Origin of the sequence: Aquimarina penaris, assembly GCF_040786285.1 — a bacterium.
Classification (GTDB): domain Bacteria; phylum Bacteroidota; class Bacteroidia; order Flavobacteriales; family Flavobacteriaceae; genus Aquimarina.
The window spans coordinates 2,171,572-2,185,758 of record NZ_JBFMKQ010000001.1; the positions used below are offsets into that span (position 1 = coordinate 2,171,572).

8 protein-coding genes are annotated in these 14,187 nt (G+C 35.2%); 5 read left to right on the forward strand and 3 right to left on the reverse strand.

Annotation, left to right across the window (positions count from 1 at the left end; genetic code table 11):
• The first annotated feature begins 131 nt into the window (after nucleotides 1–131).
• Complete coding sequence (locus tag ABW637_RS09015; RefSeq protein ID WP_367584330.1) at nucleotides 132–2,579, forward strand: trypsin-like peptidase domain-containing protein; 2,448 nt, start codon at nucleotides 132–134, stop codon at nucleotides 2,577–2,579.
• A gap of 173 nt (nucleotides 2,580–2,752) precedes the next feature.
• Complete coding sequence (locus ABW637_RS09020) at nucleotides 2,753–3,091, forward strand: DUF4870 domain-containing protein (protein ID WP_367584331.1); 339 nt, start codon at nucleotides 2,753–2,755, stop codon at nucleotides 3,089–3,091.
• 58 nt (nucleotides 3,092–3,149) lie between these two features.
• On the opposite strand, the gene ABW637_RS09025 is transcribed toward ABW637_RS09020, so the two are convergent.
• Both ABW637_RS09025 and ABW637_RS09030 read right to left on the reverse strand, forming a co-directional pair.
• Entirely contained in the window at nucleotides 3,150–4,406 is a 1,257-nt protein-coding gene (locus tag ABW637_RS09025) for an ammonium transporter (protein WP_367584332.1), read from the reverse strand.
• A gap of 72 nt (nucleotides 4,407–4,478) precedes the next feature.
• A complete protein-coding gene (locus ABW637_RS09030) occupies nucleotides 4,479–4,817 on the reverse strand; it encodes a P-II family nitrogen regulator (RefSeq protein ID WP_367584333.1) in 339 nt (112 codons plus the stop codon).
• A 495-nt stretch (nucleotides 4,818–5,312) separates the two neighbouring features.
• Here ABW637_RS09030 and gltB point away from each other — a divergent pair, with 495 nt between their 5' ends.
• Both gltB and ABW637_RS09040 read left to right on the forward strand, forming a co-directional pair.
• Complete coding sequence (gltB, locus tag ABW637_RS09035) at nucleotides 5,313–9,812, forward strand: glutamate synthase large subunit (RefSeq protein WP_367584334.1); 4,500 nt, start codon at nucleotides 5,313–5,315, stop codon at nucleotides 9,810–9,812.
• A 12-nt stretch (nucleotides 9,813–9,824) separates the two neighbouring features.
• A complete protein-coding gene (locus ABW637_RS09040) occupies nucleotides 9,825–11,288 on the forward strand; it encodes a glutamate synthase subunit beta (RefSeq protein WP_367584335.1) in 1,464 nt (487 codons plus the stop codon).
• A 210-nt stretch (nucleotides 11,289–11,498) separates the two neighbouring features.
• Here the strand turns inward: ABW637_RS09040 and ABW637_RS09045 are convergent, their stop codons facing one another.
• Nucleotides 11,499–12,626, reverse strand: coding sequence for a glycoside hydrolase family 26 protein (locus tag ABW637_RS09045; protein ID WP_367584336.1), 1,128 nt, complete (start codon nucleotides 12,624–12,626; stop codon nucleotides 11,499–11,501).
• A gap of 377 nt (nucleotides 12,627–13,003) precedes the next feature.
• Here ABW637_RS09045 and ABW637_RS09050 point away from each other — a divergent pair, with 377 nt between their 5' ends.
• A complete protein-coding gene (locus ABW637_RS09050; RefSeq protein WP_367584337.1) occupies nucleotides 13,004–14,116 on the forward strand; it encodes a sterol desaturase family protein in 1,113 nt (370 codons plus the stop codon).
• Nucleotides 14,117–14,187: the final 71 nt, after the last annotated feature.

A 14,187-nucleotide genomic window follows, 5' to 3' on the forward strand; every position in this document is an offset into this window, starting at 1 on the left:
ACTGTTGTCTTAAAATAAAGGGATAAGAGGAGAATTGGTTATTGGATACAACACGTTATAATTAACTTTATAATGATATATGTATGAAATAAATTTAATGTCAAACCAATAAATAACTAATTCTTATTCTTATGAATGTGAAACACACAAACTCAACAAAATTTAAATTAGGGCATTGCATACAAAAGCTTAGTTGGCTTTTTTGTATGACACTTATGTTGTTACCTGCTACTAATTTCGCACAAACAGAACCACTGCTACAACATGACATAACGGTTGGTCTTACTATGAAATCTGATATTAAGAAAAGTAATAGTCCTCAGGTCATTACCGAAACCGTTTCAGAAAATGGAGCAATATGGTTACGTTTATTTTTTAAAGATGTAAACCTTGGAAACAAAAGTACGCTAACCATTACTTCTGATTTAGATGGAGCGAGCCAGGTATTAACGTCTAAAACAATCAAAACCTGGAATAATTCTAGTGCTTATTTTAATGGAGATAAGGTTACAGTCACATTGACTGTTGCTCCTGGAGAAAGTGCTGTGGGACTTAATATCAGCGAACTAAGTGTTGGTGATCATGATCCCACAACTAAATCTCAATGCGGATCTACCGATGATAGAGTAGATTCTGCAGATAATGCAATCGGAAGAATAGTACCTATAGGATGCACAGGGTGGATTATTACTAATGGTAAGTTAGTAACTGCCGGTCACTGTGTGGGTAGCAGAGCCCAGATTATAGAATTTAATGTACCAAAGTCTAATCCGGACAGAAGTATTGTACACCCTGGACCAGAAGATCAATACCCAATTGGTAATTTTATTTCTCCTTATCCGGGTAATTCATCTCAGGCTAATGACTGGGCAGTATTTACAGCTAGTGCGAATTCACAAACAGGCCAAACGCCAATTCAAGCTCAAGGTAAATCTTTCAATGTTGTACGTAGTGATCCGGGAAGTAACATTACCATTACTGGTTTTGGTACAGATACAGGAATTGATAATCAAACACAACAAATACATACGGGACCATTAAGCTCAGTTAATAATACATTTGTTAGGTATAGAACTGATACTACCGGAGGAAATTCTGGAAGCCCAATTATTGATACTGCCACAGGAAATGCAATAGGAGTTCATGCGTATGGTGGTTGTTCTGGATCAGGAGGCTCAAATTCTGGAGAAAGAGCAACAATCCCTGCTTTTTGGGATGCTATGGGACTTGATGGAGGACCTGGACCGGGAACCGATGAGTGTACTGGAGATGTATCTTCTTTTCCGTTTTCTGAAAGTTTCGAAAGTAATTTGGGGCAGTGGAAAAATACTTCGATTGGTGATGATTTAACCTGGACTCGAAACTCTGGAGGTACACCTTCTAATGGAACCGGGCCAAGCAGTGCAGCTGATGGTAGCACGTATATCTTTGTAGAAGCCTCAGGAAACGGTACAGGATATCCTAATAAAAGAGCACTTCTAAATTCTCCATGTTTAGATTTTAGTAGTCTGACAACTCCAAGACTTACGTTTCAATATCATATGTTAGGTAGTGCGATTAATAGCTTGAATGTTGAAGCTAGAACTAATAACTCAGGTAATTGGACTAGTGTTTTTAGCAGAACAGGGCAACAAGGTAGCAATTGGAATGCTGCAGATGTAGACCTTTCTGCTTATGCAGGAGATTCAAGTGTACAACTACGATTTAATGTTGTTACTGGTTCTGGAGGAAGTGGATGGCAAAGTGATATTGCTATAGATGATGTTTCTATCCAAAATGGGACAGGTGGTCCTGGTCCTGGTCCAACATGTGAGGCATTAAGCTTTAATGATTTCCAAATCAATCCTTTCTCTAATCAAGATAGAGGTGGTAGTGCTACTGTTGTAAATGCAGGAGCTGGATTATCCATGAGTGGTAATACTTGGAAAGAAATTGCACTTACTTATAATGTAACTGCTAATACTGTTATAGAATTTGATTTCAGTAGTACGGCTCAAGGAGAAATCCATGCCGTTGGATTCGAGGATGATGATGCATTAACACCTGCTAGATATTTCAAAGTTCACGGTACTCAAAATTATGGAGTAACCAACTATGATAACTATTCTAGTGGTACGACAACATATGTAATTCCTGTAGGTAATTTCTATACGGGTAGTATGAGTAAATTAGTATTCATCAACGATAATGATGCCGGATCAGGAAATACTTCTACATTCTCTAATGTGAAGATCTACGAAGGTTCTTGTGGGCAATCTGCTCTTGCAGAAAGTGTAACGAGAGAACAGGGATCAATAACTCCTGTATTAGGAACAGATGATGAAAACGACTTTAGAATGAGTATATATCCTAATCCTGCTAAAAATGTGTTCTCAATATATATAGGTAATAGCATTAAAGGCGATGCAAATGTTACTATTCATAATATATTAGGACAGAAAAAAGCTCAAATACAGCTTAATCCGGGAGTAAATACTATATCCGCTCAGAGTTTATCTTTACGAGAAGGAATATACCTTGTAACATTGGATACAGGAGAAGGAAAACCAGCCAATATTCAAAAATTGATCATTAATTAGGTGATATAAAACCTGCTTACAAGACATTAAATTTAGTATTAATTAAGCACCTCCACTTTTTGGAGGTGCTTTTTTAAATGAATACTGTAACAAAATACTATTTGTTTCGTCATATAGACATAAGTTGCTAATAATATTAGCAATTAATCATCATCAATCAAAAAAGAGAAATCATGAGACAAGACAAATCAGTATTAGTCATTACACATTTATCACAACTATTAGATCTTATCACCGGATTTGGAGGTTTTGTAGTGCCTCTAATATTATGGTTAACACAAAGAGATAGAATTTCAGAAATGGATGAACACGGTAAATCTATTATGAATTTTCAAATCAGTATGTTTATCTATGCTCTTATTTGTGTTCCATTAACCTTTTTATTTGGGTTAGGAGCAATAGGACTAGCTATTATTGCAGTACTGTGCTTTGTTTTTCCTATAGTTAATGCCATTAGAGTAAATAAAGGAGAGCAACCATCGTATCCTTTATCTTTTGAAATTATTAAGTAATAAAAAAACCGGGTGATTATATAATCACCCGGTTTTATGGTAAAACACTATTTAAGTTCTAGTGTTGGTTAAGTCTAAAATCAGGATACGCATCCATTCCATGTTCATGGGTATCCAATCCATCTATTTCTTCTTTTTCAGAAACTCTTATTCCGATAGTTTTCTTAAGAGTAAATATGATTAAGAAAGAAGTTACCACGCAAAATCCTCCTGCTGCTAATACACCAACTCCTTGTACAAGAAATTGATCTAAGCCAGCTTTAGCTCCAAAGATCCCTACGGCCAATGTTCCCCAGATACCACATATCAAGTGTACTGCAATAGCACCTACAGGATCATCTAGTCTTAGTTTGTCGATTAATGCTACTCCGAATACTATAATTGCACCAGCAATAACACCAATCAAAACAGCATCGGTAGGAGACATTTGATCTGCACCTGCTGTAATCCCTACTAATCCACCAAGGATACCATTTAAGAACATGGTTAAATCATAGTTTTTATACATTAGAGTAGATACCAAGAATGCAGCCACTCCACCAGCAGCAGCGGCTAGGGATGTAGTAACTAGAGTAAGTGAAGTTCCTGCTGCATCTGCAGAAAGAACAGATCCTCCATTAAATCCAAACCACCCTAACCAAAGAATAAGCACACCTGCAGCCGCTAGAGGTATATTGTGACCTGGGATCGCTTGTGGTTTACCTTCAGAGCTAAATTTTCCTATTCTGGATCCAAGGAGATATACAGCTACTAGTGCTGCCCATCCTCCTACAGAATGTACTAATGTCGAACCTGCAAAATCATAAAACCCTTCGGCTTCACCAATGGTAAGAGTAGATAAAAATCCACCTCCCCATTGCCAAGAACCAACAATTGGATATACTAATCCTACATAAATAATAGTAAAGATCATAAATGCCCCAATTTTAATACGTTCTGCAACTGCTCCTGATACAATAGTGGCAGCAGTAGCAGCAAACATTCCTTGAAATAAGAAATCGGTCCAGTACGTATATCCTTCATTATAAGCAAGGTCTAAACCACCTTCAGTTGTAAGTGGAGCGTCTAGCCCAAAACCGGCAAAACCTAGAAATCCGGTAGCGCCTTCTTCAAATCCAGGGTACATTAAATTGAAACCTACAAGGCAATAGAGTAGTAGACCTACACAGATAATAAATACGTTTTTAAATAATATGTTGATTGTGTTTTTTTGACGAGTTAATCCAATTTCTAAAAAAGAAAACCCTAAGTGCATGAAAAATACCAGTGCAGTACACACCATCATCCATACATTGTTTATAGTTAACATTTCCATTGTATAAATACTATTAAAATTATTTTTTTGTTTTCAGTTGGTAATTTTTAATACTAGTGAAGTAGTAAAACATTAACTTAATGTTCCTCCACCTTTTTCAGAAGTACGAATTCTATATGCCTCTTGTATATCTGAAACGAAGATTTTTCCATCTCCTACTTCTCCGGTTTTTCCAGCATCAAGAATTGCAGCAATTGCAGCTTCTTCAAATTCATCATTTACGACTATTGATAAATAACGTCTTTGAATATCTGTTGTACTATAGGATACCCCGCGATATACACTTCCTTTTTGCTCATTTCCCACTCCGGTTACATCCCAATATGAGAAAAATGTTATCCCTTTTTCGTGGAGAGCTTCTTTTACAACTCTATATTTAGATCTTCTGATGATTGCTTCTATTTTCTTCATAAAGAATAAAAAGTTAAAATTAATGTTAAATTCGAATCAAAAATATGTGAATTTATGTTTTGCATCCAAATTTTATAGGGTAAACACATAATTTTTATCATTTTAAGATATTTACCCCCTAAAAAATTAGGGGTGTGTATTTTTTTTAATAAAAAATGATGATTTCATACTCCATAAAATCAATTTTTTTACGAAAACGTTTTCATAAGAATTTATTGATAGAGAGATAACCACAGTTTTATGTAAAACCCTTATTTTATTATGGTTTTTAACAAAAACAGCGTTGTCAAATTCGTAATGAGAGGTCTTTATTTTGTGATTATTTTATACAATGGGCATTTTTTTTATGTAGCCCAGAAAAGTGATGTTGAATGCCCCTGTTTTCTTTTCTGTTCCTTAATGATTTGTTAATTTCATACACTTGAAACACAAAACTGGTCTTAAATTTTGTTAACACAAAAATGAGATTAGTTTACAATTAAGTCGGAAAATATTATGAAGAAACAAGGAATGTATCTACCAGAATTTGAGCATGACGCATGTGGTGCCGGATTTATATGTAGCCTAGAAGGGAAAAAGTCAAATGATATTATTCATAAAGCATTAGAGATTCTTGAAAAATTAGAACATCGTGGTGCTGTAAGTGCAGATGGAAAGACAGGAGATGGGGCCGGTATTTTAATAGATATCCCACATGATTTTTTTGTAGAACATTGTGATTTTGATTTACCCAATGCAGGAGAGTATGCAGTAAGTAATGTTTTCTTACCAAAAAAAGAAAACCAAAGAAAGTTTTGCATTGATACATTCGAAAAAAACATAGCAGATCAAGGTCTTGTGTTATTGGGTTGGAGAGATGTACCTGTTGATCATATTCATCTGGGTGAAATAGCGGCAACGACAGAGCCTTTTATTAAACAACTATTTATAGGTAAAGAAAAAGAAGATCAAAGCTATTTTGATTTTAACCTGAAGTTGTTTACCGCAAGAAAAGTAACAGAGCATACTATATATGGATCTAAACTTTCTGAAAGTAAATTCTTCTACTTACCAAGTTTATCTACCAAAACCTTAATATTTAAAGGACTGTTAATGCCAGAGGATATTAAGTTATACTATACAGATCTTATGGATCCACAAGTAGTAACAAGATTAGCTTTGGTACATCAACGTTTCTCTACCAATACTTTTCCGACCTGGGATTTGGCACAACCTTTCCGATACATGTGCCATAATGGGGAGATCAATACCTTAAGAGGTAATGTAACCAGAATGCGCTCTAGAGAAGAACTATTAGAAAGTGATTGGTTCGGAGAAGATATCAAAAAAATACTTCCTGTAGTTTTAAAAGGGAAATCAGATTCAGCTTCAATGGATATGGTGGTAGAGTTATTATTAATGACTGGGAGATCACTTCCAGAAGTAATGATGATGATGGTTCCAGAGGCATGGGAGAAAAATCCAGAAATGTCTGAAGCTAAAAAAGCATTCTACGAATATAATTCTTGTGCAATGGAGCCTTGGGATGGTCCGGCTTCTATTCCATTTACAGATGGTAATTATATTGGAGCGGTATTAGATAGAAATGGTTTAAGGCCTTCTCGTTATAGTGTTACCAAAGATGGATACGTTATTATGTCTTCAGAAACTGGTGTGGTTGATCTTGAACCTAGTAATATAGAGTTTCATGGTAGATTAGAGCCAGGGAAGATGTTTTTGGTGGATATGAGTGAAGGAAGAATTATCAATGACGAAGAGATTAAAGAAAAAATAGCTTCAAAACACCCATATAGAGAATGGTTAGATAATAACCTGGTTCATTTAAAAGATATTCCCTATAATGATTGTCCTTTATTTTTAGGTGAAGAAACCGTAGCAAAGCGTAAAGCTGTATTTGGGTATACACAAGAAGATATTGATACAGTTATTGCACCAATGGGACAACTGGGTAAAGAGCCAATTGGTTCTATGGGATCAGATACTCCTATTGCTGTACTTTCCGAGCGTCCACAATTGATATATAATTATTTCAAACAATTATTTGCTCAGGTAACCAATCCGCCTTTAGATGGTATCCGTGAAGAGTTGATTACAGATATTAGCCTGACTTTAGGATCTGATCATAATATATTTGATATTAATGAAAAGCATTGTAATAAGTTAAAAATCCAGAACCCTGTAATATCAAAAGAGGATCTTGATAAAATAAAGACATTTACTGGCAAAGGTTTCAAAGTGACTTCTATACCAATGTTGTACAACATTAATAGAGGACTTAATGGTCTTGAAGATGCACTTGAAGCAATGTTGCAAGAGGTATCTAATGTAATTGATGAAGGAACCAATGTGGTAATACTTTCTGATAGAAACGTAAGTAAGCACAGAGCGCCAATTCCTGCTTTATTGGCATGTTCTTATGTAAATAGCGGATTACAAAGGTTAGGAAAACGTTCTAGAGTAAGTATTATTATCGAGTCGGCAGAACCAAGAGAAGTACATCACTTTGCCTTGTTATTTGGATATGGAGCTAGTGCCATTAATCCATATATGGTAAATGAAATTATAGGAGAGCAGATTAAAGAAAATAATATTACAGGAATAGACTTTGATGATGCTATCAAAAATTACAATAAAGCCGTCGGTAAAGGAGTGCTAAAGGTGATGAATAAGATCGGAATCTCTACTCTAAATTCATATAGAAGCTCTCAATTGTTCGAATGTATTGGTATAAACACGAAAGTAGTTGACCAATATTTTCCAAATACGGCAACACGTATTGAAGGGATTGGATTATATGAAATCGAAAAAGAGATTGCTAAGCGCCATAAAAGAGCATATTTAGAGCAAGAAGTTGCAGCAAGCTTAGATTTAGAAATTGGCGGTCAATATAGATGGAGACGTAACGGAGAAAAACATCAGTTTAATCCTTTGTCGGTTGCAAAACTTCAAAAATCAGTACGTGATAACGATCCTAACACGTATAAAGAATATGCCGATTTGATCAATGAGCAATCAAAAAGCTTAATGACCATTAGAGGGTTACTAGAATTTTCTAATTATGACCCGATTTCGATAGATGAGGTAGAACCATGGACAGAGATCGTGAAACGTTTCAAAACAGGAGCAATGTCTTACGGTTCTATTAGTAAAGAAGCTCACGAAAATCTTGCTGTTGCCATGAACCGTATCGGAGGAAAAAGTAACTCTGGAGAAGGAGGAGAGAATCCGCTTCGTTTTTATAAAGATGTAAACGGTGACTGGAAAAATAGTGCTATTAAGCAAGTCGCTTCAGGTAGATTTGGAGTGTCTTCAAATTATTTGACCAGTGCTGCCGAAATTCAGATAAAAATGGCTCAGGGAGCTAAGCCAGGAGAAGGAGGACAACTACCAGGACCAAAAGTAAATCCTGAAATTGCAAAAACTCGTAATTCTACACCATATGTAGGATTAATTTCGCCTCCACCACATCATGATATTTATTCGATCGAAGATTTGTCACAACTGATTTATGATTTAAAATCTGCAAACAGACAAGCAAGAATTAATGTGAAATTAGTTTCTGAAGTTGGAGTAGGTACAGTTGCTGCTGGTGTAGCCAAAGCAAAAGCAGATGTAGTATTGATCTCAGGTTTCGATGGGGGAACGGGAGCATCACCACTAACATCCTTAAAGCATGCAGGGTTGCCCTGGGAACTTGGTATTGCCGAAGCACAACAGACCCTGGTGGGGAATAATTTACGTAGTCGTATTGTATTAGAATGTGACGGACAATTAAAAACGGGACGTGATGTTGCAGTAGCATGTTTGTTAGGAGCAGAGGAATTTGGATTTGCAACAGCACCTCTGGTAGCTTCAGGATGTGTTATGATGCGTGTATGTCATTTAAATACATGTCCGGTAGGTATTGCTACGCAAAATCCAGAATTACGTAAGAAATTCAAAGGTAAGCCAGAACATGTGGTCAATTATATGTATTTCGTAGCACAGGAACTACGTGAAATTATGGCAAAACTAGGTTTCCGTACGGTAGACGAAATGATTGGGCAGGTAAACAAGTTGGATCATAACAAAGCAATAGCTCATTATAAAGCAGCAGGGATAGACCTTACTCCAATTCTTCACCAGGTAGAAGCTCCAGAAGGGGTAGAAATTTACAATACAGAAGAACAGGATCATGGCTTAGGTAAATCTATTGATTTTGAAATTATAGAACAGGCGCATCCTGCATTATTCCGTAAAGAAAAAACAACACTGGATTTTGATATTTGTAATACCGATAGAGCCGTCGGAGCAATCCTTAGTAATGAGATTTCTAAAATATATGGTGCTCAAGGATTACCAGATAATACATTGAAACTGAACTTTACCGGAGCCGCAGGCCAGAGCTTTGGAGCTTTTGCCACCAAAGGGTTAACCATGGTAGTCAATGGTAATACCAATGATTATTTAGGAAAAGGGCTTTCTGGAGCGAAACTGGTTATTAAAGTTCCTGAAGAGGCGACCATAGTGCCCGAAGAAAATGTGATCACTGGTAATGTAACCTTATATGGTGCCACCGCAGGAGAAGTTTATATCAACGGAAAAGCAGGTGAGCGATTCTGTGTACGTAACTCGGGAGCTAAAGCAGTTGTAGAGGGAATAGGAGATCACGGTTGTGAGTACATGACCGGTGGTGTTGCTGTGATTCTTGGTGAAGTAGGAAGAAACTTCGGAGCGGGAATGTCTGGCGGTATTGCATATATTTATGATGATAAGAAGACGTTTGAAGCACATTGTAACAAAGAAGCACTTAACCTTGATCCAGTCGAAGAACAACAAGATGTTGAAGAGTTAAAGACGCTGATAGAGAATCATTACAATGCTACTTTAAGTCCGTTAGCGCAAAAAATTCTAGAAAATTGGGAGAAAGAATTACCAAAATTCATTAAAATCTTCCCAGAGGAGTATAAGCAAGCATTAAAACGATTAGAAGAAGAAAAATTAGCACAAGCATAAAACGATATTAACATGGGAAAGATAACTGGATTTTTAGAATTTAAAAGAGAGATCGAACAGTACCAACCTGTTAAAGATCGTATAAAAGATTATAAAGAGTTTACGGTAGAAATGCCAGAGAAAAAACTCAAGGATCAGGGAGCTCGTTGTATGGATTGCGGTATTCCATTTTGTCATAGTGGTTGCCCGTTAGGAAATTTGATTCCTGATTTTAACGATGCAGTATATCGTGGTAAATGGGAAAAAGCAGCAAGTATTTTGCACTCTACTAATAATTTTCCTGAATTTACAGGGAGATTATGCCCGGCACCTTGCGAAGAAGCATGTGTATTGGGGATTAATGAAGACCCTGTAACGATTGAGAATATTGAAAAAAATATTGTTGAAGAGGCGTTTAAGAATGGATGGGTAAAAGCTAACGCTCCAAGAGAAAGAACAGGTAAAACTGTGGCAGTAATTGGATCTGGTCCTGCCGGATTAGCAACAGCACAACAATTAAACAGAGCCGGGCATTTAGTTACTGTTTTTGAAAGAGATGAAAAAGTTGGAGGATTGTTACGCTATGGTATTCCGGATTTTAAGATGGAAAAACACGTAATAGATCGTCGTGTTCAAGTTTTAGAAGAAGAAGGAATAGTATTTAAAACCAATAGCCATATAGGAAAGGATATCAAGGCAGATGAACTTAAATCAGAATTTGATGCGGTAGTATTATGTACAGGAGCTACGGTTCGCCGTAATTTACCTGTAAAAGGATCTGACCTAAAGGGTGTAGTACAAGCCATGGATTTTCTACCACAAAACAATAGAAGGGTAGATGGTGTTAAAGATCTGGGAGAAGAAATCCTGGCAACCGATAAAGATGTGATTGTGATTGGTGGTGGTGATACAGGATCAGATTGTATTGGTACTTCTGTGCGACATGGTGCAACATCGGTTACTAATTTTGAGATTATGGGCAAAGCTACTACAGCACGTCCTGCAAATCAACCTTGGCCATTTTGGCCGATGCGTTTGCGTACTAGTTCTTCACATCAAGAAGGAGTTGATCGTAACTGGAGTATCTCTACAAAAGAGTTTTTGGGAGATAAAAACGGAAACTTAAAAGGCTTAATTACTACAGAAGTAGAATGGGTAAAAGAAAATGGTCGTTTTACATTAAAAGAAATTCTTGGTACCGAAAAAGAATGGAAGTGTGAATTGGCTCTCCTGGCTCTTGGATTTACCGGGTCTGAACCTACCATTGCAGAGCAATTAGGAATTGATATGGACGCCAGAACCAATATAAAAGCTACAGAAGATAATTATGCGACTAATGTAAAAGGAGTTTTTGCTGCAGGGGATACCCGTAGAGGACAGTCTTTAATTGTTTGGGCTATTGCCGAAGGAAGACAAGCAGCACACCATGTAGATACTTATTTAATGGGGTCATCTAATCTTCCACTTAAAGGAGAAGGAGATTTACCAAGAGTTTAGTAGATTATTTAATATTAGTGTTAAGAAAAAAGCTGCTAACATGGGAATTAGCAGCTTTTTTTGTTACTAAATCGATCTAAAAATTTATTAGAATAATACTAATTGGTTATACCTATTGTTTTTTAAACTTAATGGCTATTTTTTTTCTTAAAAGATAAACAAAGAAGTTAGCGACAAGATTCATAATAAAATTATCAAAACTTCTACTTGTTATTTGATATCTCTGCTTAGTAGAACAATATCTTTATTTAAAAAATCTCGAAAATTCTCTACAGAAGGGTGTCCTAAAAAAGGGGCATGAAAAAAGGAAGGTGTGTCATTACGCCAAATCATAGCATAGGTAATACTACTAGCTCTAATAGCTTTATAGAGATTTTCAGTCCACCAATCATTTTGAGTTACATTTTGCAACCCGGTTTCTGTAAGGGCAAAAAGCATATTTTTATTAATGGCAATATTTTCTACAATTTGTAAATTTCTTAGAGCATTTTGCAAAAATTTTCCATTCTTAAAGTCATATACGTCAACACCTAACATATCCACATATTCATCTCCAGGATAATTTCTCAAATACTCTGAAGGATCTGAAACCCAATTCGGAGAGTATATATAGATCACATTATGCACATCAAAATCTTCAGACAAAATTTTAACGGTATCCCTATAAAGTTGTATATATTGTGCTGTTGTTCTGAACCCTTCTCCCCAATAAAAAAAGTCCCCATTCATTTCGTGCCATGGTCTAAATAACACTGGTATAGGTTTTCCGTCTGCATCTTTTAATTTTTTGAAAACGGTAGCTACTCGTTCTAAAAACATTAAAAAAAGATCTCTAAACTCTCCGTTTTCTAACATTTTAGGTACAACGCTATTTTTCTCACCGAAGTTTCCTCTTAAGTTATTAGGGTTGGTAGCATGCCAGCTCATGGTGATAATACTTCCGTTTTCATGAGCGTCTATAACTGCTTTAGTGAATTTTTCTATAAACGGATCTACATCAGGTTGACGACCTATCAGTTCAAGATCAAAACCAGCTATAGCTGGATAATCATTAGCAACTTCATTAAAATCCTTATCAAGCTTGTCGGGCATAGGAAAATTATTGCCAGTACCAAAAGGTTCTTGTTGACCAAAAGCAATACCTTTTTGTGTTAGTGCTTGTAGCCTAGTATATAAATCTCTGGCTTCCGGGGCTAAATTAGCATCAGCAAAATCACCATTATTATCAATTAAAGGTGGATTTCTTTCAGCATTTGGATCAAATAAACTTTGCTCATCTGTAGAACAACTTATACATATAAAAATCTTCAGAAAAAGTATTACAAGCCCTTTTTTCATTCATATTTAGTCGTATAAATATTTGTACCTAACAAGTGAACTGCTATCTATAACATAAGAAAGCTATGTGTATTTGAAAAATAAAGGTTTTAGTGAATTTGTGGCATATTAAAACACACATGATATTTAAATAAATATGTATATTAGCGACCATTTGGTTTGTTTAATGAATTTATTGGTTACTATTTATGAAGAACAGATTCTATTATTAATCTTCTTTGTAAAAGGTATAGTGTGAAGAGGAGTGTTTTATTAATAAAGAAATGCTCTATTCATACTTTTCATAAATTAAAGCTTTAATGATGTTATCAAAAATATTAAATTTTGATTTTAGGACGCTTTCGTATAGGTATATAGTATATGTTATACCGATATTCATGATAGGTTTTGGAATCTACGATACTTTTTTAGATACTGGTAGTAAGTTTGTTAGAATTGCAAAGAAGCTTATAAATGATTCTGGTCAATATCTTAAAGATACATTCTTAGAGAATACAGACATAACATTAGTATTATGGGGTTTAGTGTTTTTTTTAATTATTTATATCTCTCTGTTTGCTTATTTAAGTTATCAGAAATCCATTAATAAGAAAGGAAAAATCCATTTTCTTAGCATTCTTATTCCACATTTTTTGGTAAATATTCTCGACATGTTTTTTACCGTAATTATACTTTATAGTATTGGGTTTTCGGTGTATTTGATTACTGGTCAGTTGGTTACTGATGGTAATTATTTTGTAGAGATAGAAAGCCAAGTAGTTTATTTTTATAACGAGAAAATCCCTACTATAGTAAACATGCCATATTTGTTGGCTATATTTTTTACTATCATTTTTACAGACTTACCAGGTTATTTTTTGCATTGGTTAACTCATAAATCCAGATTTTTGTGGTATGTAGTTCATAGATCACATCATACAGCGGAGATAATGCATCCAATGGGAACGGGGCCAGTTTATGGTTTTGGTTTTTTGTTAGGAATACCTAGGTTTTTTATAACATTGGCTGTTTCAAAATTTATTTATGAAGAACCGTTAGTCATAGAAATGTTAGTTTTTTATTTTTTCTATATTCTTGTTGAAAAATTTAATCATGCGAGTCCTTTTTATGATTTTGCATATCGTAATAAATTAGTTCGTTATGTGTCGGCATTTTATGGCAGTGGGGTATATCATTATACTCACCATTCAGCTAGAGAAGGTGAAGAAAGTGTGAATATTGCAGGTTCATTCTTCAATTTTTGGGATAGGGTTTTTGGTACTTTTGTAAAACCTAGAAAAGAAAAACCAGCTATAGGATTAACCAATCAGCCAGATATTATTTTAAATCCTATTACGCTTTATTTTAGTGGGCTTTTAACAATAGGGTATGAGCTTAGAAATAATTCAATCAAACATTGGTTCAATATAATATTTGGAACTGTATCTTATGCTCCTCCACAAACAAAAGACTATCTGATTACTGCTTACAATAAGCCACCGATAAAATAAATGATGGATCTTATTTATTATTATCCAATAGAAGAACAAAATTATCTGTAATATTTTTTCAAAGAATATCC